This is a genomic window from Anaerotaenia torta, from assembly GCF_050433395.1.
GTDB lineage: Bacteria > Bacillota > Clostridia > Lachnospirales > Lachnospiraceae > Mobilitalea > Mobilitalea torta.
Window position 1 is genome coordinate 66,144 of record NZ_JBNPXH010000007.1, and the last position, 24,624, is coordinate 90,767.

Below are 24,624 nucleotides of genomic sequence, written 5' to 3' on the forward strand. Positions count from 1 at the left end.
TTTTGCTTATAGAAAACCAGCAGAATTGCGGGCCGGCCTTAAGAGCCTGTACCACAATTCTGCTGGTTTTTGAATTCAGATAAGTAATATTATTAATCTACTTCCGCAGAATCATCCTTGGGAACAATAATGTTCAAAACAAAGGATACCAGGAAGGATACAACGATAGGGGACTTGCCAATGATATTCTGAATATCTTCCGATGCAAACTGGAGAGACTTGGATACCATACTGATACCTACGCCGAGGGCCAGTGCAATACCAACAATCATCTTATTGCGGTAGTTCAGGGGCTGCTGGCTGATTAACTGGATACCGGACATGGTAATAGCAGCAAATACAGTAACTGTCGCGCCGCCCAGAACCGCATAAGGGATGGTAGTCATCACAGCGCCAAACTTGGGACAAAGACCGGCTACAATCATGATGCCGCTGACAATTACAAATACTCTCTTGGCAACAACCTTGGTAGTCACGATCAAACCAACATTCTGGCTGTAGGGATCGGTGGGGAGGCCGGCAATGCAGGCACCCAGCATACCGCAGATGCCCTGGCCCATGATAGCGCCGCCGATCTCCTTATCGGTAGCTTCCCGGTTGAAGGCACCGATTGCAGTGGAGGATACGTCGCCGATGGTCTGAACTGCTTGTACGATATACATGATAATCATAGCGAGGATTGCGGAAAGATGAAACTCCGGCTTCCAGTACAGGATATTGGGAAGAGCAACCCAGTCAGCATCAGCAATATTATTAAAGTTAATCATGCCGCCCCAGAAATAGGCGATCACATATCCTACAATAATACCGATCAACATGCCGGACACCTTGATATAGCCCTTGCCAAAGAAATTGCAGGCAAGTGTTACGGCAAGAACAACCAGGGCAATGACCCAGTACTTATAGTTTCCGAAGTCCTCGGCGCCGGCACTTCCGCCGGCCATGTAAGTCACAGCAGTACTATACAGGGAGAGACCGATACTTAATACTACGGTGCCGCTTACGATGGGAGGGAAGAATTTCCGGATCTTACCGATCCCCAAGCCAATAAAGATGGAGGCAAAAGCGCCGACCAGCTGGGCGCCGAAGATGGCACGGATGCCGTAACTGGCACCGATTGCAGTTAAAATGGGCATATAGGCAAAAGCAACGCCCATAACATTGGGCAGACCCATGCCGAAGCCGAAAATCGGGAATAGCTGTACCAAGGTGGTAATACCGCCGATAATCATCGCGGCCTGCATTAAGAGAACCCTTTCCTCATTGGTGAGATTCAGTTGTTGGGCAATCAGAATAGGAGGAGTGATATTACCCACCAGCATGGCAAGTACATGCTGTAATGCCTGGGGGACGGATACCCCCCAGCCGGGTTTCCCATTCAGTTGAAATAGGGGTGATGTGTTTGCTCTTTCTACGCTCTTAGCACTCATAGATTAAAAATTCCTTTCCATTCTGTTCTATGCAATATTATAATTGCATGCATGCGAGAAGATCGGTTAATCCAATGCAGAAGAATTCTGCAATAGTTTGATTAATCAATCTAATTCAAAATAAAAATAATAATGGGCATGATGAATAGTATGATCATACGCCCGCCTATTTGCTTTGTGGAAAATCACCACACTTTCTTGATATAATATGTTGCCATTATACATTATTTCTATACAAAATGGAATAGCACATTTTAATATTTATAATAAAATTTTAAATATAAGTTTTTTTAGACACAGAATTGCCAAAAAATACATTTAAAATCCGGTTAAGGAGGGAAGAAAGAATGAAAACAAGAAAAATATTGAAAGAATCAAGTCGATTAGGGCATTTTAGTTTTATGATATTGGCGGTCTGCTTTGCTGCGGTCTTTCTCTGCCACGGGAAACCGGTGTCTGTTTTGGCCGCGGAAGGAGATCAGGGCGTGCTGCATGCCTTTTATCCGGCGAATGCGGTATTCTCCGAGCAGATGAAGAAATATATTGACGATGTGGATACCTTGAGCTTTGCCTGGAGCCGGATGGATGCCGAGGCTCCGGAGCTGGTCAATACCCAGAAGGGCCTCAATGACAATTGGGGTTTTTACTATCCTGCGGATTTCCATAAGCCGGTGGAATATGCGGCAGGCAAAGGGAAGAGGATACAATTAAATATTTATATGGATGGAAGCGATTGTACGAAGGTGCTTCCTTATGCAGAGCAGCGCAGCATCATGGTTCAGGCGATTGTGAAACACCTGCAAGCGGAGATCCTTCCGGGAAAGGCAATCTATTATGATGGGGTTGTCATAGATTTTGAAGGCTTGCGCGATACCTCCAGCGATAAGAAAGTATTGGAGTATGAAGGAAAGCAGATCAGTTATTACTTTATCCGATTTTTGACCGAGCTGAAGCAGCAGCTGGAGAATGCGGGGAAAAGTCTGTATGTGGCGGTGAATCCCGGGCTTTATTATGATGGCTATGATTATACATCCATTTTAGGGATTGCAGACAGGGTGATTCTCATGGCTCACGATTATGAGCCGACGGGGAAGCTGGAGAAGGGCCAGGTTCTTCAGTATACCGGTTACAATGCCCTGGAGCCTATCAGCAGCATGGCACCCATAGGTGCGGTAAGGCAGGCGCTGAATGAGCTGCAGAGTGCGGCAGCCTCCTCCTCTGATTTATCCAGGGTATGGCTGCAGCTTGTATTTGACAGTGCTCAATGGCAGTTTGAGGTAACAGGAGAGCAAGGCTTTCGTACGCTGGACAATGCCGCTTTGAGCCATGGGGGAAGATTGACGCCCCTGTATCAGTCTATTAAGGCCCGTGTTGATAATACGGACGGTAAGGGTAAGAATATTACCTATGGCTACAATAATGAATTACAGACACCGTATCTGCAATACTATAACAGCTCTGACCGGTTTTGGAATATTATTCTTTATGAAGACAGCAACAGCATCCGTGCCAAGATAGAGCTGGCAAAGACTTACGGACTGGGAGGAATCTCACTCTGGAGCCTTGGCAATGTGCCGGATTATACGGATGCCTCCGGGAAGAAATACCATCTGGATGTATGGACGGCGATTCAGGAGCAAATGTCTGATTATGCCGGGCAGTCCAAGAAGAAATATATCACCATCGCAGACGCGGGAGTGGAGCAGGCGGTCAGAAATAAGCTGGGTAAGGCGACCGGCAAATTAACGGCAGCCGAGCTGCAGTCCATCTTCCGGCTGAAGCTTCCCCAGGGGGTAAAAAATCTGAAGGATTTGAAAAATCTGCCCAACCTGGAATATCTGGATGCGCAGCAGCTGGGGATCAAGAGCATTGCCGGGCTGGAGAGCCTGACGAAGCTTCGGGTTCTCTATCTCCAGCGCAACAGCATATCGGATATCAGTCCGTTGAAGAAACTGAAAAAACTGGAGGTGTTGTCCCTGAACGGCAATGGCCTTGCCGATATATCCCCGCTGGCTTCTTTGACCGGGTTGAAGGAATTGTATCTGAGAGAGAATAAGATCACGGATATAACCCCGGTGGGTAAGCTCGCCAAGCTGGAGGTGTTAGAATTAGGGGGGAATTCCATCAAAAAGACGAATGCGGTTAAGAAGCTGAAAAGTCTGCGCTTGCTGGCCCTGGATAATAATAAGATCACGGATATTAAATCCCTGGCTGGTTTGACGGGGTTGAACAGCCTGTATTTACAGAGAAACACCATTAGTGATATTACACCGCTCTCTGCCCTGAGCAATCTGAAGCTGCTGTCTCTGAACGGCAATAAAATCAGCAGCCTGAAACCTCTGGGTAAGCTGAAAGGGTTGGAGAAGCTATATTTGAAGGACAATAAGATTACCAGCGTAACGGAACTGAAGAATCTGAAGAATTTGAAGGAGCTTTATCTGAGCGGCAATTCCATCACGAATTACAGTCCGGTAAGGGGCCTGCAAAAATCTTCGGATTTCAACAGTGATTTTTAGCAGGAACAGGAGGGACTGTATTTCAGTAATGATATTTATTTGGAATGAAGTCCATTGGTTCCGTATACAATCAGCCTTACCATTAAGCTGGCAAGCATTTGCGGATCATCAGCACAATTCTCATCCAGCCAGTGCCGCATAATACTTAAGAGGCCATCCAGCGCAAACCGTTTCAGATACTGTATTGTGCGGGGAGGAAGGGAGCGTTCGCCCTGAAATTCCTCGACAAGCTTTTCCTGCGCCAGCTGCATCAGCTCGTATTGAAAAGAAGTATCCCCATTTTCGCTGAGCAGCACCTTTAAAAGAGCGGCATTGGCTTTTCCATATTCAAGAACCTGCACCAGGACGGAAATGGAGCTGTCCGAGGCTTCCGCGAACTGGGCGGAAAAGACCTGCGCTTTGACATCGGAGATGATTTCCTGCTGGATCGCTTTCAATAAATCATATTGGTCCCTGTAATGTGCATAAAAAGTACTTCGGTTGATATCTGCCGCTTCACATAACATTTTCACCGAAATTTTTGAGATGGGCTGATCCTGCATCAGCTCGATCAGGCTCTCTCGTATGGCCATCTTTGTAATGCGAATTCTTCGGTCTTCCTTCTTTCGATCCATAATTTTCTCCCTTGATAAAATGAAAGCGTCACAAGCACCTTGGGTGCTTTCCGGATGCAATATAATGATATACAAGCGTGCTTGCGATAGCAATATATTGCATCTGGAAATGTGTACAACACTTGCGACGCTGTAATCATAAAATTTTTATTAACATCCGACAATAATTCATACTGTGTTGAGTATCGGGCAATATTTCTAATGCTGTGGGTTGCTTTATTCGGTTATTGCAATTATAATACTACATTGTAGAATACACAAGTGATAGATTTATAATCAACACAGTGTTGATAAAAGGCGTTGCTTTTGCGCCGTCTATCCCGATTACAGGAACACGCATTTTGTTCCTGTAATATTGAATATAATAAATTTGAGAAAGATAGGAACGTTTGGAATGTCATATATTGAATTCAATCATGTTATTAAAGAGTATCATACCGGAGGGGCAGCCATCAGGGCGCTGGATGATGCCAGTTTTAATGTGGAAAAGGGGGAGATTGCCATCATCCTGGGCTCCTCCGGCGCGGGGAAGACAACCGCCCTCAATATTCTGGGAGGAATGGACACAGCTACCTCCGGAGAGATTATCGTGGACGGAAGGGACATAAGCGGATTTAATGCAAAACAGCTTGTCGGCTACCGCCGGGAGGATATAGGTTTTGTCTTCCAGTTCTATAATCTGGTGCCTAATCTGACGGCTCTTGAGAATGTGGAGCTGGCTGCCCAGATTCGGAGCAACTCCCTCAATGCAGCCGAGACCCTTGAGAAGGTCGGATTGGGAGAACGCATGGGGAATTTCCCCGCACAGCTTTCCGGCGGAGAGCAGCAAAGGGTCTCCATTGCGCGGGCCATTGCCAAGAATCCCAAGCTGCTGCTGTGTGACGAACCTACCGGAGCGTTGGATTATAATACAGGGAAGCAAATCCTGCAGCTTTTGCAGGATACCTGCCGCCGTGATAAAATCACGGTGTTGATTATCACTCATAATTCTGCCCTGGCTCCTATGGCAGACAGGGTGATACGTTTTAAAAGCGGAAAGGTAAGGGATATCACCCAGAACACCAATCCAATGCCTATCTCAGAAATTGAATGGTGATGATATGATGAATGCTTATATTAAGGATGTATTACGAACGGTAAGAAAAAACGGCAAGCGCTTTATTGCCCTGATGTCAATTACTGCATTGGGTTTGACCGCCTTTCTGGGTATTAACGCTGCCTGCAGGGATATGTATCTGGCCGCTGACCGGTTCTATGACCGGCAGGGGCTTTTTGATATCCGGGTTTTGTCCACCCTGGGACTCACCGAGGAGGATGTGGAAGCGCTGCAAAGGATATCCGGCGTGGAGACCGCCGACGGGGCCTACAGTGAGACGGTATATACCATGCTAGAGGACGGCGTTACCCGTAAGAGCGCCGAGATGGTAACCCTCAGTTTCAAAGGGATGAATATGCCCTATCTGATTCAAGGGAGTCTTCCGCAGAATGCGGATGAAATAGCCGTCACTCAGAAGTATCTGGATGAGACAGGAAAGAGCATAGGGGACAGCCTGACAATGAAAGAAGATATGCCGGACGAGGGCAAAAAGGATACAGCAGGGAAAGAAGAGGATGAGACAGGAAAAAGCATTGAGGCAGTAAAAGACGGCGAAATAGCGGGAGATAGCAGTATAGAAGGAGATAGCGGTATAGAAGGAAATGGTGGTACAAAAACGGATGATATAACAGGAGAAGGTGACGATACAGAGGAAGATACGGATTTTAATACGGTGGACTGGAATGCAGAAGCTCCTACCTTTAAAAACACACAATATATTATAACAGGAGTTGTGGTCGGCCCCATGGATATTGCCAATAATAAGGGCAGTATGGCTTTCCGCTCCGCCGGGGCAACGGATTATTCCTTCTATGTTACTCCCGAAGCCGCGGACAGCAGTATCTATACAGCAGTATACCTTACGCTTAACGGCATGGCCGGATTGGACTGTTACTCCAAGGAATACACCGTTGCGGTTCAATCTGCCATTCATACGATAGAGTCGGAAATCATGGATCAGCGTCAAAAGGCCCGCTATGATGCCGTAATGGATGAGGCCCTGGATAAAATAACGGATGCAGAAAGGGTAATGAAGGATAATTTCGCAGAGGCCGAACAGCAATTTGCGGACGCCTGGACGAAGATGGAAGATGCGAAGCAGGAGCTTGCAGACGGAGAGACCCGGCTGAGCCAGGAAGAAAAAGATGCTTTGAAAAAGCTGGCTGATGCCCGATCCAAGCTGGAGGACGGCAAGAGGAAGCTTCGTGCGTCGGAAACGAAGCTGACAGAAGGAGAATCCGATCTGAAGGAAAATCGGCAAAGGCTGGAGGAAGGGAAGACTCAGATTGGCGAGGAACGCAGGAAGGCAGAGAAGGAATTTCTCCAGGCAGAAGGGCAGTTTGACAGGAAGAATTCAGAACTGGAAGCTTCCCGCAATCAGCTCTTACCGACAATAGAACAGTTAAAGCTTCCCTTTGGCCAACAGTGGCCGGAGATGGAGTGGAATGACCTGGTATCAGCTTCAGCTGAAGAGACCTTAAGGCAGAGTATGACCGGCAATTCGGATGAGGAGGATACTACCGGTTCAAGCGGTGCAGAAGGAGATGCCGATGCCGGGAAGACTCTCGACCCTGCCCGGATTGCCCAGGCTGTGACGGAGGAGCAAAATACCCTTGCAGCTGCATTGACAGCGGTTCTGCCGGCACTGGAAAAGCTGCCGCCGGATATAGATGCCTCCCAGCTGGTTCAGGATATTATTCAATCGGGACTGGGACTTGGCATGATAGAAGGAGGCCGGCAAGCGCTGGAAGCACAGAGGGCTTCCTATGAAGAGGAAAAATCCGCAGCATTGCAGCAGCTTACGGATGCGGAGAAGGAACTGACTATTAATGAAGAACAGCTTGAGAAAGCGCAGCAGGAGATTAAGGAAAACCGGGAGAAGATAACTGAGGGCTGGGCTGAGATCGCTAAGAATGAGAAAAAGCTGGGCAGTGAAGAAACAAAGGCTCTGCAGCAGCTGAGGGACGGATGGCAGGAGTTGTCCGATGGCAAGAAGGAGTTGTCGGACGGTGAAGCAGAGCTGATAGAAAATGAATTAAAATATCAGGATAAAAAAGCGGAAGCGGAAGGGAAGCTGGCAGATGCCTATAATGAATTAAAAGAGATTGATATGGCACAGTGGTACGTTCAGGACCGTACATCAATAGACAGCTATTCCAGCCTGGATAGCGATCTGTCTTCTGTGGAGGCAATTGGAAGAGCATTTCCTGTGCTGTTCCTTGTGGTGGCGGTTCTTATTTGCCTTACCACAATGACCCGGATGGTAGAGGAGGAACGGGGACTGATCGGCACATATAAGGCGCTGGGATATGGGAATAGAGCCATTGGACAAAAGTATATCCTGTACTCATTTCTGGCCTCGGCTGCCGGCAGTATTCTCGGGAATCTTCTGGGCTTTCTGGCTCTGCCCAAAGCGTTGATTGCCATCCTGAGATCGATTTATATTATTCCCGGCACGACTCTGGAACTTGACGTTTTCTACAGTGCGGCAGGAACCCTTCTGTTCATGGCCGGTATTATCCTGGCAACAGCCCTTACCTGCCGATATGAACTGAGACAGACGCCGGCTTTGCTGATGCGGCCGAAGGCTCCTGGCATAGGCTCCCGTATTTTGCTGGAGTATGTTCCGGGAATCTGGAATCGGCTCAAGTTCCTGAACAAGGTTACTGCGCGCAATCTTTTCCGCTATAAAAAGAGATTGTTCATGACAGTGACCGGAATTGCGGGTTGCACCGCCCTGGTATTGACCGGGTTTGCCATTCGTGATTCTGTGACTGATATGATGCCGAAACAATATGAAAATATCTACCGTTATGATCTCCTGGCAGTGTCCGAAGCAGAGGATTATGATAAGCTGGAAGAGCATTTCAGCAGGGATGAGAAGATTGCAGATTTTCTGTCCGTGCAGCTGGGAAGTGTCAAGGTCTTTAATTCGGCAGGAGATTCCGGAAGCATGCAGATGGTGGTAGTTCCTGCCGGAGCTTCTCTGGAAGCGTATATCTTCATGCCAACGGGGGAAGGAAGCCTTGCGGAGTTAAATGACAACGGTGTACTCATCACCAAAAATGCTGCAGAGCACTTGAAATTAAAACGCGGAGATGCTGTTACTCTGCAAAATCTGCAATTAGACCGGGGCGTAGCTGTAATAGGGGATGTGGTGGATAACTATCTGGGCAACAGTGTTTTTATATCCCAGGCACTTTATGATACCTTGTTCGGTGAATATGAGCCGAATGCTGTATATGCGCATTTTACAGAAGAGGTGGAGAATCAGGTGGCTTATTCCGATCATTTGCGGGGAGAAGAATACGTTCTGTCTTCCATCAGCGTTCAGAAGCTGAGAGAGGAGTTTTCCAGCAATTTTGTTATACTCAACGCGGTTATTCTTATATTGATTGTATTAGCCGCGGGCCTTGCCTTTGTTGTATTATTTACCTTGTCCAGCACGAATATATCCGAGAGGGTGCGGGAGCTGGCTACAATAAAGGTTCTGGGGTTTTTTGACCGAGAGGTTCATTCCTATGCGAATAAGGAGACCCTGCTGCTTACTTTAATTGGAATTCTGGCGGGGTTACCTTTGGGGCATTTGCTCAGCGGTCTGCTTCTGACTGCCCTGAAGATGCCGTCCTTTCAGTTTGAACTGATGATACAGCCGGGAAGCTATTTATTTGCCGCAGTAGTATCGTTTTGCTTTGCCATTATAGTAAATCTTATCACTAATCGGATATTGGACAGAATTAATATGGTAGAGGCATTGAAGAGTGTAGAATAATAATTGGATACTATAGGAAGGGCTGTTACCGGGATAATCATATTACATGATTCGGGTAACAGCCCTTGATTTTTTTATGATCATGCAATGCGTCCAATGCATTCATTCAGTTTTCTGACTTCATTCTCTAAACTGTTCATACGAATTAGAAAAGTTTCTTTTTCATTATTTACCTGTAATGTTTCATCCAGTTTTCTGATTAAGTCAAGGTGCCCTTCTGCTATGACTTTAATGTTCGGATTCGTCTCATTTTCTAAAGTCAGCTGCAAAGAGACAACCTTGTTATCCAGGGAAATGAACTGCTCTTGCAGGGTATCAAATTTGTCACCCATAGAGTTGAAATCCCCTTGCAAAGTGTCGACCTTTTCATCGAGAATAACGAATTTCTCATCCAGCGAATCAAACTGTCCCTGCAAGGTGTCAACCTTTTCATCGAGAATAATGAATTTCTCATCCAACGAATGAAATTGTCCCTGCAAGGTGTCAACCTTTTCATCGAGAATAATGAATTTCTCATCCAGCAAATGAAACTGTCCCTGCAAAGTGTCGACCTTCTCATCGAGAATAACGAATTTCTCATCCAGTGAATGAAACTGTCCCTGCAGAGTATCAATCTTATTATCCAATTTGTCGATATGAGCAAGTATAATCATTGCTTCATCTGTCATCCATATCTCCTCCTTTCACTCGTGATTTTGTGTTGCTGCTTTTTCTGATGCAGACATCTATTAAAAATATTATAATACATCATAGCGTATTTCGATACAGTCCATTTTTATCTTAAGTCAAAAAAATCATTGCATTCAGGGATTGAAAAATGAGGGATTAGAAGTGATTTATGAATATTATAGGACGAAATAAAAAGTACCAAAGACCCGGAAAATGATCAAAAATGAAAGGATATAAGAGGAAAAGAGAATGTCTGGCATCTGGAATTATAATACAATAATTATTGAGTCATGTCAATCCGTTTTTGCGCAACCCTATACAAAAAGGAGGAAATTTAGTATAATAATATTTCATCAGAAGTAATACGGTTTGTAAGAGGAAGGTGGGGTGTTATATGAAGATGAAGATTGAATATATTGGCCATAGCGGTTTTTTGATGGAATGGAAGAACTGCTATTGGATTTTTGACTACTACACAGGCACTATTCCGGTACTGAAGCCGGAAAAAAGAATTTTTGTTTTCTCCAGCCATAAGCATGCGGATCATTTTAACCCGGAGATTCTTTTATTGGCGGAGCGATACCCTAATGTGGAATACATATTATCTAACGATATCAGACTTCCCAAGGAATATCGGGAGCAGGACAGGATATTGATGGTGAAACCACATACTCAATATCAGTTCGAGGATGGGCAGGGGCAGCAGATTTTATTAAAAGCTCTGAAATCGACAGACAGCGGAGTGGCTTTTCTGTTATCGTACCAGGGGAAGAGCGTTTATCATGCGGGCGATCTGAATCATTGGATCTGGAAGGGCGAGACCAAACAGAGCAATAATAATATGACGGCAATGTTTGAGAGGGAGATGAAGGAATTACAGGACATTTCTATTGATGTTGCCTTTGCTCCGCTGGATCCGCGCCAGGAGGAGTGGTATTATCTGGGGCTTCAGAAGCTGCTGGATACCGCCAGGGTAAGATATGCATTTCCAATGCATTTTTGGGACAAGCCGGAGATTATTCAGCAGTTCCTGCATGAGAGGGCCATGTATTTGAATGGAGCAGAGATCATGATGGTGCAAGAAGGCGGACAGAAGTGGGACTTAGAGGAAGGCGGGTGAAAATAATAGTCTGACATGGGTTTACAGCCAGATTATGATACAGTATGAATACACAAGACGCAATATCGTTAATGGCGAGAATAAAGCAGAAGGCCAACGGAGTCATGCTTGCTGAGCTTTCCCAAAACGGAATAAAAGGTATCGTGGCATCCCATGGAGATGTTCTCCTGGCCCTTTTTCAAAAGGAACGGATGACGATGGCGGAGGTTGCGGATCAGATTGCCAAGGATAAATCAACGGTCACCGCACTGGTCAATAAGCTGATCTCTCAGGGATACGTAAAAAAGCAACGGGATTACATGGATGCAAGAATAGTATATGCCAGTCTTACACCGACAGGAAGAGAATTACAGCCGGTATTCGACCAAATATCTGAGAGGGTGCAAAAGATCTTCTATCAAAGCGTTACGGAAGAAGAGAAGGAGGAGCTGCTCCGGATTATAACCAAGATCGACAGTAATTTTAATTGTTTCAATATATGATTTAAGCGTCAAAAGCACCTTTTGACGCTTAACCATATGATACATAAGGGGGATATCCTATGAAAGCAAATTATATTATCGGGGTAGATGGAGGAGCAACCAAGACGGATTATCTTCTCTTTACAACGGAAGGTGAATTTGTAGATGCCCTGCATCTGGGGACCAGAAGCCATGAGGTATTAGCAGGCGGTTTCGCGGAGGTGGAAAGGACACTGCTGGCTGATCTGGAACATTTGCTGAAGAAGAATGGAATAGAAAAAGACCGCATTGCAGCGGCTGCTTTCGGATTGGCGGGAATAGATACCCCGGCGCAGCTGCGGATGATCAAGGAAATACTGGATAAAGCATCTCTGCCGGCTTATGTTGTTGCCAATGATTCCATTCTGGGGATAAAGGCGGGATGTCCGTCGGGAGTAGGCATTTGCTCCATTAACGGAACAGGAACGGTGGCTTCAGGAATTGATGAAAGCGGAGCGGTGCTCCAGGTAGGGGGACTCGGTTCTGCCACGGGGGACTCTGCCGGCGGCTCCATAATAGCTTCTGTCACCATCCGGGCGGTATATGATTATTATTTCCGGTGCGGGGATGCGACAGCCATAACGGATCCTGTGATGAAGCTTTTCCGGATCACCGATCCGGAAGAACTGTTAAATGTCATTAATGAACATTTCTGTACCAGCCGGAAGTATGACAAAGAAATTGTAACAATTCTGTTTGATGCTGCCAATGCGGGAGATTCTGTCGCTCAGGGGATCGTAAGGAATATCGCCGGGCAATTGGCCAAATCCGTATCCGGATGTATCCGGCGCCTGCATTTTGGTGCCGTACCGGAAGTAGTGCTGGCAGGCTCCATATGGACAAAGGTGCATTGTCCCTTATTGTTATCCCATTTCAAGGAAGGCATCTTCCAATATACCGGGCAGCGGATCGAACCGCGGATACTACAGTTCATTCCTGCGGCGGGAGCTATTATCTGGGCAATGGAAACGGCATGTAATCATCCTTTAACACCCCGGCAGCGTGCTGTGATTTTTGAAAATATGCCGGAGCTGTAGGCAAAGTCGAAGGAGGAATTATCATGAATTCTTTTTTACAGATACAGGCTTTAAGCCCCGTGCAATGGATGGCAGTGATTGTCGCGGCGCTGTTGGTAGGCTTTTCAAAGACCGGAATCGGCGGGACGGTTATGCTTACGATTCCGTTACTGGCAGGTGTCTTTGGCGGGAAGGATTCTACCGGAATGATACTTCCCATGCTGCTAATCGGAGATTTATTTGCCATCTGGTATTACCGGCGCAGCGTGGAATGGAAAAATGTAATCACGCCCTTACCCTGGGCTCTCGTGGGATTGGTGCTGGGAGCAGTGATAGGCAATTACCTTGATGACAGAGCCTTTGTAGCTTTGATCGGAAGCATTGTCTTATTGTGCATGGGCATCTTGATATATACCGAGAGAAAGGGAAAAGATTTTAAAGTGCCGAATGCGGTATGGTTTTATATCCTGGTAGGAATTCTCAGCGGCTTTGCCTCCATGATCGGGAATGCTGCCGGACCGATCTTCAGCATCTATTTACTGGCTCTGGGCTTTAAGAAAAATAATTTCATGGGAACCAATGCATGGTTTTTCTTTGTGATTAACTTCCTAAAGCTTCCGGTTCAAATCTTTGTATGGAATAATATAGGCATGGAAGCCTTGAAGATTACGCTGGTCATGATTCCTGTGATAACCATAGGTGCCGTACTGGGATTCTTTGTTCTAAAGAAAATCAACGAGAAATATTTCCGCTATCTGGTGATTGCCATGACAGCGGTCAGTGCATTGCGGCTGCTGTTATAAGGGAGGAAGAGGCTAAGGAAGTAAGACGGGGCAGAGCTGGACACAGAGGAATGGGAAAAAACGGACAGAAAAAGGGAAAGGAGCCGGGGAGAAGATGAGAATAAAAATAGCGGTTGCAATATGTATCTTCATAGGAATATTTAATTCCATCGGTCTCTATCTGCTGAACACGTCATCAGAGGAAAAGATAATGAAAGCGGAGGGCGGCGTTTTATCCCTGGAACAATGGGATGAGAAGCAGAAGGGCATTATCAAATTAGGCGGAGAGTGGGAATTTTATCCCGACCTCCTGATTTGCCCGGAACAAGGCAGGGATGTTTTTCAGGAGTATGCCAGTCAAAAGCAACTGAAAGATTTTTCCTTCAAAAGCAGCTGGAAAACGGTATCCGATTCTTCCACCAAAAAAGGAACCCTCCGGCTGGTGATCCATCTAAGGGAGGATGCTGTCTATGGAATTGGCATCAAGGGTCTGCAACATAATACCGCATTCTATTTGAATGGAAAGATAAGCTTTAATAGTGGAATCGTAGGACAGGAGAGCGGGGAGGAATGGGGCCCATTTCATCTGCAGGACAGGTTTGCACCCTCCGAGAACGGACAATTTGAAATAGTGATCCTGTTTTCAGAGCTCCGGTTGGAGGAGGCGGGGAGATTGCCGGTTCCCGACTTTGGGAAAGCAGACCGGATGACAGAACATCGCTATCTGTATATTATCCTGGATGTGTTTATGATATCGGGATACTTTGTTCTGGGGATATTCTTTCTTGGAAATTATTTTCTTGAGAACCGGGCCAGGCACTCCCTTTTTCTCGGTCTGTTTCTGCTGCTCCAGGCACTCCATTCCTCCGGGGAAGGAGAACGGCTGCTTCTTCTGATCCTGCCGCCGGTGAAGAAGCTGAGCGTGTTTTATGAGTTCCAGGTCCACCTTGCATACCTATCAAGCTTCTGCTTTTTGATTTGCATATTTCATCTTTTTCGCCCCTATATATCGAAGAAAATTGTTATTTGTCTAAGCTGCCTTTTACTGGTCATCGGTCCGGCTATTCTCTGGAGGGGGGATATCCTTACGATCCAGAGCCATAAAGTGATTATATCGGTGATTGTGATGATGAACAACGTTTATATCCTTTCGGTTATGATTCGTTCCCTGATCAAGGGGGTAGAAGGTGCGGAATATATTCTGGTTGCCATAATAAATCTCCTGTATTTTTATGTGACCGTCATTCTGGGTTTTCTGTTTAACCTGAATATTGGTAAAATGTCGGCGCTTCTTTTCTTGATCATGGTGATCTGCATTACCTTGTACTTAAACTACCGGATTCAACTTACCTACCGGCAGATTGACAGTCTGTCCCGGCAATTACTGCTGAATGACCAGAATAAGAATCAATTTTTGGCAAGGACCTGCGGGGAGCTGGCTAAGCCGGTGGGTGAGATCTTTGCTGTTTCAGAGGAATGTCTTGCCCGGGCAGAGAAGCCGGAAACTCAGATTTTAAGGGAAGAGATGCTGAGAATCAATACAGAGGCATGGTACATCAATCGGATTCTGGAAGAGCTGACAGAGATATTAGGAAACAGCCAAGGGAAACAGGAGCTGTTTCCGGAGCCTACAGGTGAGACTTCCTTCCTGGAGATCGTGGAAGAACTGGATCATCTGCTCCCCAGAAATGCCCTGATTAAAATAAAAAAGCAAATACCGGAACGATTTCCCACTATTTTTACTGACCGGAGCAGGCTGAAGGAGATTCTGTACCACTTGCTGCATAATGCCGTTAAATTCACAGACTGGGGAGAGATAACCATCCGTGTGGAAGCAGTGGGGGATATGGCGCACATCACCGTAAAGGATACGGGAATTGGAATAGACAGGGCACAAATGGGTGCCATATTCACCGCTTTTTATCAGGAAAAAGGGACGGAGCAGGAAACCGAAGGGCTTGGTCTGGGATTAACCATAGCAAAGAAGCTGGTTGAGCTGCAGGGCGGTGAGATATGGGCTGTATCGGAGCCGGGCAGAGGAGCTTCCTTTACCTTCAGTCTTCCGTTGGCTGGGCAGTCACATACTGCGGCGGACGGGACCGACGGTTCTGAGGCAGTCGGAAGCAGCTATCCTGAGGCGGAGACAGAAGGAGAAGCGGCTGCAGCGGGGGAGCCGGAGAGCGGGCCGGGAACGGGTTGGAGAAGAAGACAGGTCTCGCCGGTGAGGTATCTATCTCAGGCAAAGCATGGAATCAATGTACCGGATAAAAATGTAATTCTTGTGATAGGAGGAATCTTCCGGGACGGAGAAGAGACGCGGCAGTTGAAGGAAATGCTGGGTTATCCGGTTGCCGCCGTGGGAAGCGGCATGGAAGCCCTGGAGTTTGTGGAGCATAACCAGGTTGATCTGGTGCTCACGGACTTGATCCTCAGCGATATGTCAGGCTATGAGCTGTGCCGGAAGCTTCGGGAAAAACACAGCATCTCCGAGCTTCCCGTGATTATTCTGGATGATGCGGGACAGGCCAAGAATATGCAAAGATCCTTTCAGTCGGGGGCCAATGATTTTATGTCAAAGCCGGTTTCCTGGGAGGAGTTGAAAGCAAGAATTGAGGCCAGGCTTTCCGCTAAGAAATCCGCACAGGGAACGGTAATGAGAGAGCTTCGGAATCTCCACGCCCAGATTATGCCCCATTTCCTTTACAACACCCTGAATACCATTATTGGTCTCAGCCATAAGGATACGGAACAGGCCTGCGAGGCGCTGCAGCATTTGTCCACTTATTTCAGGGCGAAGCTGGATTTCTCAGGGACCCATTCCCTGATTCCTCTGGACAGGGAGCTGGAGCTGATGAAAGCATATCTGGCAATTGAGCGGATGCGCTATAATGAGCGTTTGGAGGTTATCTATGATATTGATGAATCTATCTATTTCATGCTTCCGGCTTTGACGCTGCAGCCTCTGGTGGAGAATGCCGTTCAGCATGGAATTACGGATCATGATACCAAGGTGACAATCCGGATTAGTATACAGAAAGATTCAGACAAGGGATATGTCATCCAAATCTCAGACAACGGTCCCGGAATACCGGAGGAGAAACGGCAGGAGCTGCTGGCTGGGGATTATCATAGAATCGGCTTCTCCAATGTGCTCAGGAAGGTAAGGCTGCTGGAAGGATCCGGTCTGTGGCTGGACAGCAGTGAAAGCGGAACCTGTATCACGATCTACATCTCCAGGGAATACCGGTATGGTGTATAGAAGGAAACGCAGGAAAGAAGAAACGGTGAGAAATGGATGGCAATCAACGGAAAAAAGGTGGGAGCTGGAATGAAGGTAATATTAGTAGATGATGAAGTGCTGGCCCTGGAAGTATTGGAACGGCTGTTAATGAAAATCGACGGCATTGAGATTTGCGGTAAATATACGGATGCGGGCCTGGCATTGATGCGGTTAGAGGACAGGGATATTGACGTGATCTTTCTGGATATGGAAATGGGAAGGATCCATGGGCTTAAATTCGCCGAGGAATTGCTGAGCAGGAATATCCCATCGGAAATTGTCTTTGTTACGGCATATTCCCAATATGCCATAGATGCCTTTGAAGTGGAGGCCATTGATTATCTTCTTAAGCCGGTGTCGGCGGACAGGCTTCAAATGACGGTGAACCGATTGAAGGAAAGGCTGCGGCGAAGCAGGAACAATGACAGCGGCGGAGAGCTCCGGAAGGGATTCCTGATGCTTCATACCTTCGGAAGTCTGCAGGTATACTTTGAAGGAACCTCAGGATCCATACCCATCCGATGGAGAACCAAAAAGGTGAAGGAACTGTTCTGCTACCTATGGCAGAACAGGGAATATCCCATCAACAAGTATCGGATTATGGAGGAATTGTGGCCTGAAATTGACGCAGACAGGGGAGGCGCTCTGCTGCATACCACCGTGTATCAACTGAGAAAGGTTCTCAGGGAGCTGGGCTATGAGAACGGAATACAATTCCGCAATGACCAGTACCAATTGGAAATACCGTTAAAAAGTGATTTGGACGAGTTGAGGAGCCTGCTGGATAACGGGGAACCTTCCGCCAAGGAGATCAAGGAGCTTCTGGAGCTTTATACAGGAGATTATCTGGATCAGGAGGAATATTCCTGGAGCATCTATCTCCAGCAGACAATTAAAAATACCTATTTGAAATACCTGAAATGGTATGTGATTAAAAATATGGATTGCAGATCCGGCGGCACCCTGCTGGAGAGCTGCCTTATGAAAATGATACAGCTGGATCCCTATGATGAGGAGTATAATTACCTGCTGATGAATTACTATGCCGGAGAAGGCAATGCCAAAGGGGCAATCAAGGTATATGAGGAGCATTGCCGTAATCTGAAAGAGGAGCTTGGACTCAGACCTTCTCTCAAAATCATGGCGTTCTACAGAGAGTTTATAAAAAATAAATAGAGGACGGTAATAATGTAAGAGTAAGCATGGCGTATTCTACACCAGTAGATAAACATGCTGTGCCTGTAGAATATGGGATTGATATGGATATTTTTGTTTAATAGAAGAATTTTAGGAAGCAAAAGGATACCTTTATAAATCCAGCAGTAAAGGATAATGCAGAAATGGCCGTAAGCCCGATAGACACGTGGCTTTACGGCCATTCCCTATATCATGAATGACGCCATCGAATTATTGTTTAAAAGATTGAAATGTTCAGAATTTGTTCAGAAGTGTACAGTAATATACAGTTGAGATATTTTATAAATACTCGGAATCGAAAGAGACGGATACACCATTGCTGTTATAATATTAATGCAATGTTGAAGATAGATTAACTATTATAAATAGGAGGAAAGCATATGAGAAATGTAAAAAAGATAGTAAGAGCGGCGTTGTTGGTAGTGCTGATTCTCAGCATGGTGCTGGATACGCCTCTGCGTGTACTTACACCGCAGCGCACAGCTATGGCAGCCGGGCCGGGAACGGATCTTGGCTCCATTTTCAAAGCTCCGGTAAAACTGTATAAAGGCACCGGGGATAGCAAAACACCCCTTCCGTTGGACCAGCCAATTGAGATAGAGGATGATATGATGGTATCCTTGGAGCTGAATTGGGAGATTGATGATGCCGTTGTGATGAATGACGGTGACTACGCCAGTATAACATTGCCGGATATATTTAAGCCGGAGATGGACATTACGGGTGCGCCCCTTAAGTTCTCGGGTCATCCCGATGTAGGTACCTTTGATCTGAATAAGGCTACAAGAGTACTTACCCTTAATTTTAACGATGTCCTGCATGACAAGGGTGAGTTCAGCGAAGGAAGAAAAGGTAATGTTATAATAGCCTTACAGTTTAATATGGAGAAGTTTGAGGAGAGTGTCCGGCAGGAAGTGGAATTCAGTGATTCACTGAAGATTTCCATTGTCGGGGTGGATCCCGCCAAACCGGGGAAGGTAATTGATAAGAAAGCCTCCATTGCTCCATTGAATCCCAGTGAGATCACCTGGACAGTTGATGTGAATGCCAATATGGCGGCTGTATCAGGAGCAGTAATCAAGGATCTCATACCGGCGGGCCTGACGCTGAAGGAGGAAACCATTGGGGTTAAGAAGCTAATGGTTGGTATTAGCGGAGGGATTACGGAAGGAGCCATTCTTTCAACAGGCGAATATAGCCATACGTATGATCCTGGCAGCAGGGAGCTTAATGTTTCGTTGGGTGATATAACGGGAGCCTATCGAATTACATATACGACTACAATAGACCCCGATAAGTACGATGAGACATCCTTTACCAATTCAGCTGAGTTTACAGGAAGCATAGCTACAGCCACTGCCGATGTGGCCAGAGGTGAAAGGATTACGAAAAAAGGAAAGCTTTTAAGCGCCGGCGATGTAGATGTAACCTCCTCCGATTCCAATAATCCTAATAACCCCAAAAAGGTAGAATGGACCGTAGATATTAATCTTACGAAGGAAAACATGCAGGGGGTAACGGTTGAGGATGATTTTTCATCCTTACCGATGGGAACACCGGATATCAAGGTATACAAATTAAACCAAAGCGGAGACAATTGGATCACAGGCGAGGAAGTCACAAGCAACCTGGGCAGCCTCTATGATTCCGCAACCAAGATATCCAATATTAATCTGGGGGATATTGGACCGCAGGCTTATCGAATTGTATATATTGCCGACCTATTGGAAACCGGCGACTTTTCACCAAGCTTTACCATGCCCAATACAGCGACTCTGAAAAGAACCGGAATGTCGGATCTTGCAGCGAATGACACGGTAACGGTAAATAGAAGTCCTCTTCTTACCAAGACGGAAAGCAATAGCGTGGGCTATGGCGAAAACAACAAGATAATCACTTGGACTTTAACGGTCAATTCTGCAGGCTATAATCTGGGAGATATTAAGCTTTACGATAGGATACCGGCTGGATTAGAGATTGTGCCGGACAGCTTCACCCTTGATGGTACAGAAGTGCCTGCGGCAGATGAGCCGGTGATGAACGCTGGAACCCGTATCTTTGAAATGGAGCTCCATAATACAACAACGCAGAGAGTGATCAGGTATAAGACAAAGGTATTAAGCTCACATTATGGGCAGTCCTTTAATAATGAAGCATGGCTGGGCGGCGGCAGGGTCGGAACCGGTCCCGGAACCTCAGGTGATGTTACTAAGGCACCAAGTGCTCCAAATATTCTGAACTCCTATACGAAGGCTAAGCTTGCCGATAATGTTGGAATTGATTATGAGAAGCAGACAATGTCATGGAAAATCGTAATTAAGCCAATGAAGGAAGACATAAATGCGCTTACCATAACGGATACCTTTCCTAATGACGGACTGTATTTCCTGTATGACTCTATTAAGGTCAAGGAAGGCACCACAGAGTTAACAAAGGGAACAGCCTATACGGTTGAGCCTCCTTCCGGGGGGTATCAGAAGGGGTTTGTGCTGACATTTAAGGACGGTGCCGGCGGAGCTCTTCCCTTGACAGGGAGTGACTATACCATTGAGTATAAAACAAGCTTTGATCCGAAGACCCCTGGCATCCTTCCGCTTAAGAGCGATGCAAATGGCGAGTACAAGAATTCGGCAAGGTTTGATTATACAACATCGACAACCGGCAGTGTGACTCGCGAGGATAAGTACATAGTTAATGATACTGCAAAGGTAAATGGATCGAAAACGGGTGAATTGAACATAAATCAAAGACAAATCCACTGGACTGTTTATGCTAATTATTTATCCGCGACAGTCAGCGGCGGTGTCATTGTAGTGAGGGATACCATGTCCAAGGGACAGAGCCTGCTTGCAGCTCCTCCGGCTTCCGGCTTTGTGGTACGGAAGGGAACCGTAGCTCCAGGCGGAGACATCACTCCGGTTGGCGGGCCGGTTGCTTATACCTGGGAATGGATTGCACCTTCTGCAAATAAACCGGATGAGGTAAATGTTTTTGAGCTGACAATACCGGGTGCGGAGAATGTTCCTTACGTCATTGAATACAGCACGGAGCTTAAGGGGCTTGCATTGGCATCCTATACTAATACCGCCAGAATTGACGGTGTGGATTATCCCAAAACGATTGCCCACCCGAGCCCCAATAGCTATATTAACAAAGAGGTGACGGGCGCCAATGGTACGAAGGTATATACGAACGATGAGCTCACCTGGAAGGTAACATTGAATACAAGCCGTTCTGAAATTGAGTCGGCTATATTTAAGGATACCATCAGCAGCGGCCATGAATATCTGCAAGACAGCTTCCGGGTATATCCCTTGAAGGCCGATGGCTCCAGAGATACTGCATTGCCGGTTACAGCAGCTAATTTTTCAGCAGTGAAGGATGCGGCCAGCGGAAAAACCGTTCTGACGTACCAGCTTGGCAATATTAATTCGAGATATGAAGTGGAATATAAGACCGTGGTACTGGCAAACGGTGGAACCATTACAAATAATGCCATGATTTCGGGTGGTAAAATAGAAGACGGAAAAACCAGCGGAAAATCATATAATGTTACCCAGCTTTGGGATGGAACAGGCGGCGGCGGAAGCAGCAGGGGTACCCTCACAGTGAAAAAGGTGGACGATGCCGGTAAGACAATCAATACACCTGCACAATTTGAGCTGTCATATGAAATGAATGGAACGCGGTATGTCATTGGAGACGGACCCAAGACGACGTCCAGTGGAATAGTAGAGTATCAAGGATTATCCTATCGTACCTACCAGTTGAAAGAGGTAGGGGCACCGGACGGTTATATTATGGACGGCGAGCCGAAGGATATCAGGATCAGCTCCGCGTCAGGGGAGAAAAATGTAACCTTCGAGATGCCGAATGAGAATAAGAAGAAGCTGAGAATTACAAAGGTTGCTTCTTATACGGAGGCACCTCTTACCGGAGCAAAGTTTACCTTACACCGGATTATAGATGAGAAGGGGAACGCCGTTAATGAAAAGATTGGGGATGAATATACCATTACGAATAGTGATGGCACCATCACCGTTGATCATTTGCTTAACGGAACCTACAAGCTGGTTGAAACAGCGGCACCGTCCGATCATCAGCTGCCCGCGGTACGGGAGTGGAACATTGAGATCAACATGACAACGGCTGGTTTGGATAAGCAGTATATCTATGATTTTACGGTTAAGAACGAGCCGTTAAAAACCATCAAAATCATAAAGGTGGATTCAAAAGACGAAAAAATTACACTTGCGGATGCTGAGTTTGATTTGTATCAATGGGATGGTTCTTCGTGGATCAAGATAAATACAAATAAACTTAAAACGAATGCGTCCGGCGAGATACTGGTCGATAAGCTGGCCGACGGGACATACAAGGCCGTTGAGACCGCCGCACCGGACCGATATCAATTGCCACGGGTTACGGATACCGAAATCATTGTCAATCAGGCCAAGGATAAGGAAACTGACCTGGCGAAGGATGGGATCGTCACACAAATTATTCAGAATACTTTGCTGCAGTCGGTCAAGGTCAAGAAGGTGGATGCTGAGAAGCTGGCAAAGGATAAGAACGGAACACTGGCGGCGAACGGCTTGCCGGGAGCGGAATTTGATCTCAGAGACGCAGTAACAAATGAGTTCATTGCTCATTATGTAACCGGACCGGACGGTACCTTCGTAATAGACGGCTTAAAGGTAGGGAAATATAAATTAGTGGAAACAGCTGCTCCTGCCGGATATAAGATATCGGATAACCCGGTTACGGAATTCGAGATTACCTATGACGATCTGAAATATGGTTATCTCTTACCGGGTATCGGCAATGATGTACTTCGTACTATTAAGATTGTGAAGTCCGACGAGGATGGGAAGGCGCTGTCCGGAGCAGAATTCGAGCTTCTGAAGGACGGAACACCCTATCGGACAGGTATAACCACACAGGCGGATGGAACAGTCGAGATTAAGGATCTTCCTTTGGGTGATTACACATTGGTTGAGACAGAGGCACCGGTTGGATATCAGCCTCTCAAGGATGGTATCCAGATCGAAATCAAGGCGGGAGCCGAATTGGTTATAACCAAAGGCGTTAAGAATTATATGAAACGTTCCTTAATCATTAAGAAGGTGGACAGCAGTGATCCTTCTAAGGGATTAGCCGATGCCGAATTTACAGTGACCGGTCCCGACGGAACCGAGTATAAGGTTATAACGGGAGCGAACGGAACAGGAAAACTGGACGGCTTGGTATTTGGTAAATATGAAATCAAAGAGACGAAAGCACCGGAGGGATATCAGCTTTCCGCGGACAGCGTCCAGATCGAAATCAAAGAGGGAACTGACGTGGTTATAACCCGGGAAGTTAAGAATGATTTGGAACGCTCTTTGATCATTAAGAAGGTGGATAGCAGGGATCCTTCTAAGACATTAGCCGATGCCGAATTTACAGTGACCGGTCCCGATGGAACCGAATATAAGGTTATAACGGGAGCCAACGGAATAGGAAGACTGGATGGCCTGACCTTTGGTAAATATGTAATCAAAGAGACAAAAGCACCGAATGGGTATCACTTAAATACCAGGCTGGAAGAAAGAATACTGGATGATTCAGCAATTGAATTTACCGTAGAGGTTAAGAATACAAAGGAAACTCCGTCAATACCCTGGTATCCGGACCCGGATACAACGCCTACGCCTACCCCTTCGGTAACTCCCGAACCGGAGCCTGAACCGACAGTGACGCCTACTCCTACTCCCGTTCCCACGGAGAAGCCGGAGCCTACAGAGAAGCCGGAACCCACACCGACCCCCACACTGGAGCCGGAAAAGGTGATTACACCGGAGAATACTCCTAAGGATGGAAAGGTTCCTGTGGAGAAAGGCGAAAAACCTGCCAAGGGCAAGGAGCCGGAGCATGGGAAGGTGACAATTGACAAAGAGGGTAACTGGGTTTACACACCGGATCCCGGCTATACCGGTAAGGATGAATTTTCAATCATTGTAACCAAACCGGATGGGACGGAAGAAGAGATATTTATTACCGTTGATGTAGAGAAGGTTCCTTTGGGAAAGATAGATCAGGATAAGGGCACCGGCAAACTGCCGAAGACCGGAGAGACCATGCAATGGACTTATCTCTTGCTGGGAATGCTGGCCTGCCTGACAGGAATTCTGGTGACTGTCTTCCATAAAAAGAAGAAGAATAAGCTGATAAGGGACTGATTTCTGTTAAGTGATATAACCGGAATAAAATAGTAAGCTGATGAAAGCCGCAGCGGCATGGAATATCTATGGGAAACCTTCCTCCGATATTTTTGCGCTGCGGCTTATCATTTTGCAGCAGGAGTACCTTTCCGGGGAGCCATGTATGTAAACAAATAATGCCGGCTGCCGCTATTGCATCGATCCTTTTCCTTTGTTATAATTATGATTAAAGAATGGCTTGTAACAAGCATGGCTTGATAACAGTATTCTGACAGTTTTCGGAGAGGAATAGAATCACAGACATCTATTGCGCTCTTTCCCCGACTTTGTTATAATTTATCACGATATGAATAAAAAGGAATAGAATCCGGCAGAATATCAACGCGCAGCAGAGGCATGGAAGAAGAGATCCGTGTATCTATCGCCGGA

General features: G+C 46.4%; 13 protein-coding genes. 10 read left to right on the forward strand and 3 right to left on the reverse strand.

What is annotated here, in order from left to right; translation table 11 throughout:
- Positions 1 to 92: 92 nt before the first annotated feature.
- On the reverse strand, positions 93 to 1,430 hold the full coding sequence (locus tag HNQ56_RS12680) for a uracil-xanthine permease family protein (RefSeq protein ID WP_429146598.1): 1,338 nt from the start codon (positions 1,428 to 1,430) through the stop codon (positions 93 to 95).
- A 347-nt stretch (positions 1,431 to 1,777) separates the two neighbouring features.
- On the opposite strand from HNQ56_RS12680, the gene HNQ56_RS12685 reads away from it, so the two are divergent.
- Positions 1,778 to 3,946: a leucine-rich repeat domain-containing protein gene (locus HNQ56_RS12685; protein ID WP_429146600.1), complete on the forward strand. Its 2,169-nt coding sequence runs from the start codon at positions 1,778 to 1,780 to the stop codon at positions 3,944 to 3,946.
- 35 nt (positions 3,947 to 3,981) lie between these two features.
- Here the strand turns inward: HNQ56_RS12685 and HNQ56_RS12690 are convergent, their stop codons facing one another.
- Positions 3,982 to 4,560 (reverse strand): TetR/AcrR family transcriptional regulator, encoded by a 579-nt coding sequence (locus tag HNQ56_RS12690; protein ID WP_429146603.1) that lies wholly within the window; start codon positions 4,558 to 4,560, stop codon positions 3,982 to 3,984.
- A 394-nt stretch (positions 4,561 to 4,954) separates the two neighbouring features.
- Between HNQ56_RS12690 and HNQ56_RS12695 the strand changes: the two genes are divergently transcribed.
- Both HNQ56_RS12695 and HNQ56_RS12700 read left to right on the forward strand, forming a co-directional pair.
- Complete coding sequence (locus HNQ56_RS12695; RefSeq protein WP_429146606.1) at positions 4,955 to 5,656, forward strand: ABC transporter ATP-binding protein; 702 nt, start codon at positions 4,955 to 4,957, stop codon at positions 5,654 to 5,656.
- A 4-nt stretch (positions 5,657 to 5,660) separates the two neighbouring features.
- Positions 5,661 to 9,428 carry an FtsX-like permease family protein gene (locus HNQ56_RS12700; protein ID WP_429146608.1) on the forward strand — a complete coding sequence of 1,256 codons (3,768 nt, stop codon included), beginning with the start codon at positions 5,661 to 5,663 and terminating at the stop codon, positions 9,426 to 9,428.
- Positions 9,429 to 9,508: 80 nt separating this feature from the next.
- Here the strand turns inward: HNQ56_RS12700 and HNQ56_RS12705 are convergent, their stop codons facing one another.
- The gene (locus tag HNQ56_RS12705) at positions 9,509 to 10,096 is read right to left on the reverse strand and encodes a hypothetical protein (protein ID WP_429146611.1); all 588 of its coding nucleotides are present in this window, start codon (positions 10,094 to 10,096) and stop codon (positions 9,509 to 9,511) included.
- 395 nt (positions 10,097 to 10,491) lie between these two features.
- Here HNQ56_RS12705 and HNQ56_RS12710 point away from each other — a divergent pair, with 395 nt between their 5' ends.
- The 7 genes from HNQ56_RS12710 (at position 10,492) to HNQ56_RS12740 (ending at position 24,213) form a co-directional block, all read left to right on the forward strand.
- Positions 10,492 to 11,217, forward strand: a complete 726-nt coding sequence (locus HNQ56_RS12710; protein WP_429146614.1) for an MBL fold metallo-hydrolase — start codon at positions 10,492 to 10,494, stop codon at positions 11,215 to 11,217.
- Positions 11,218 to 11,288: 71 nt separating this feature from the next.
- Positions 11,289 to 11,699: a MarR family winged helix-turn-helix transcriptional regulator gene (locus tag HNQ56_RS12715; RefSeq protein ID WP_429146616.1), complete on the forward strand. Its 411-nt coding sequence runs from the start codon at positions 11,289 to 11,291 to the stop codon at positions 11,697 to 11,699.
- A gap of 59 nt (positions 11,700 to 11,758) precedes the next feature.
- On the forward strand, positions 11,759 to 12,754 hold the full coding sequence (locus HNQ56_RS12720; protein ID WP_429146618.1) for an N-acetylglucosamine kinase: 996 nt from the start codon (positions 11,759 to 11,761) through the stop codon (positions 12,752 to 12,754).
- A 23-nt stretch (positions 12,755 to 12,777) separates the two neighbouring features.
- Complete coding sequence (locus HNQ56_RS12725; protein ID WP_429146621.1) at positions 12,778 to 13,536, forward strand: sulfite exporter TauE/SafE family protein; 759 nt, start codon at positions 12,778 to 12,780, stop codon at positions 13,534 to 13,536.
- Between the two features lie 94 nt (positions 13,537 to 13,630).
- The gene (locus HNQ56_RS12730; protein ID WP_429146624.1) at positions 13,631 to 16,774 is read left to right on the forward strand and encodes an ATP-binding protein; all 3,144 of its coding nucleotides are present in this window, start codon (positions 13,631 to 13,633) and stop codon (positions 16,772 to 16,774) included.
- 69 nt (positions 16,775 to 16,843) lie between these two features.
- Positions 16,844 to 17,971: a response regulator gene (locus tag HNQ56_RS12735; protein ID WP_429146627.1), complete on the forward strand. Its 1,128-nt coding sequence runs from the start codon at positions 16,844 to 16,846 to the stop codon at positions 17,969 to 17,971.
- A 401-nt stretch (positions 17,972 to 18,372) separates the two neighbouring features.
- Positions 18,373 to 24,213, forward strand: coding sequence for a SpaA isopeptide-forming pilin-related protein (locus tag HNQ56_RS12740; protein WP_429146629.1), 5,841 nt, complete (start codon positions 18,373 to 18,375; stop codon positions 24,211 to 24,213).
- Positions 24,214 to 24,624: the final 411 nt, after the last annotated feature.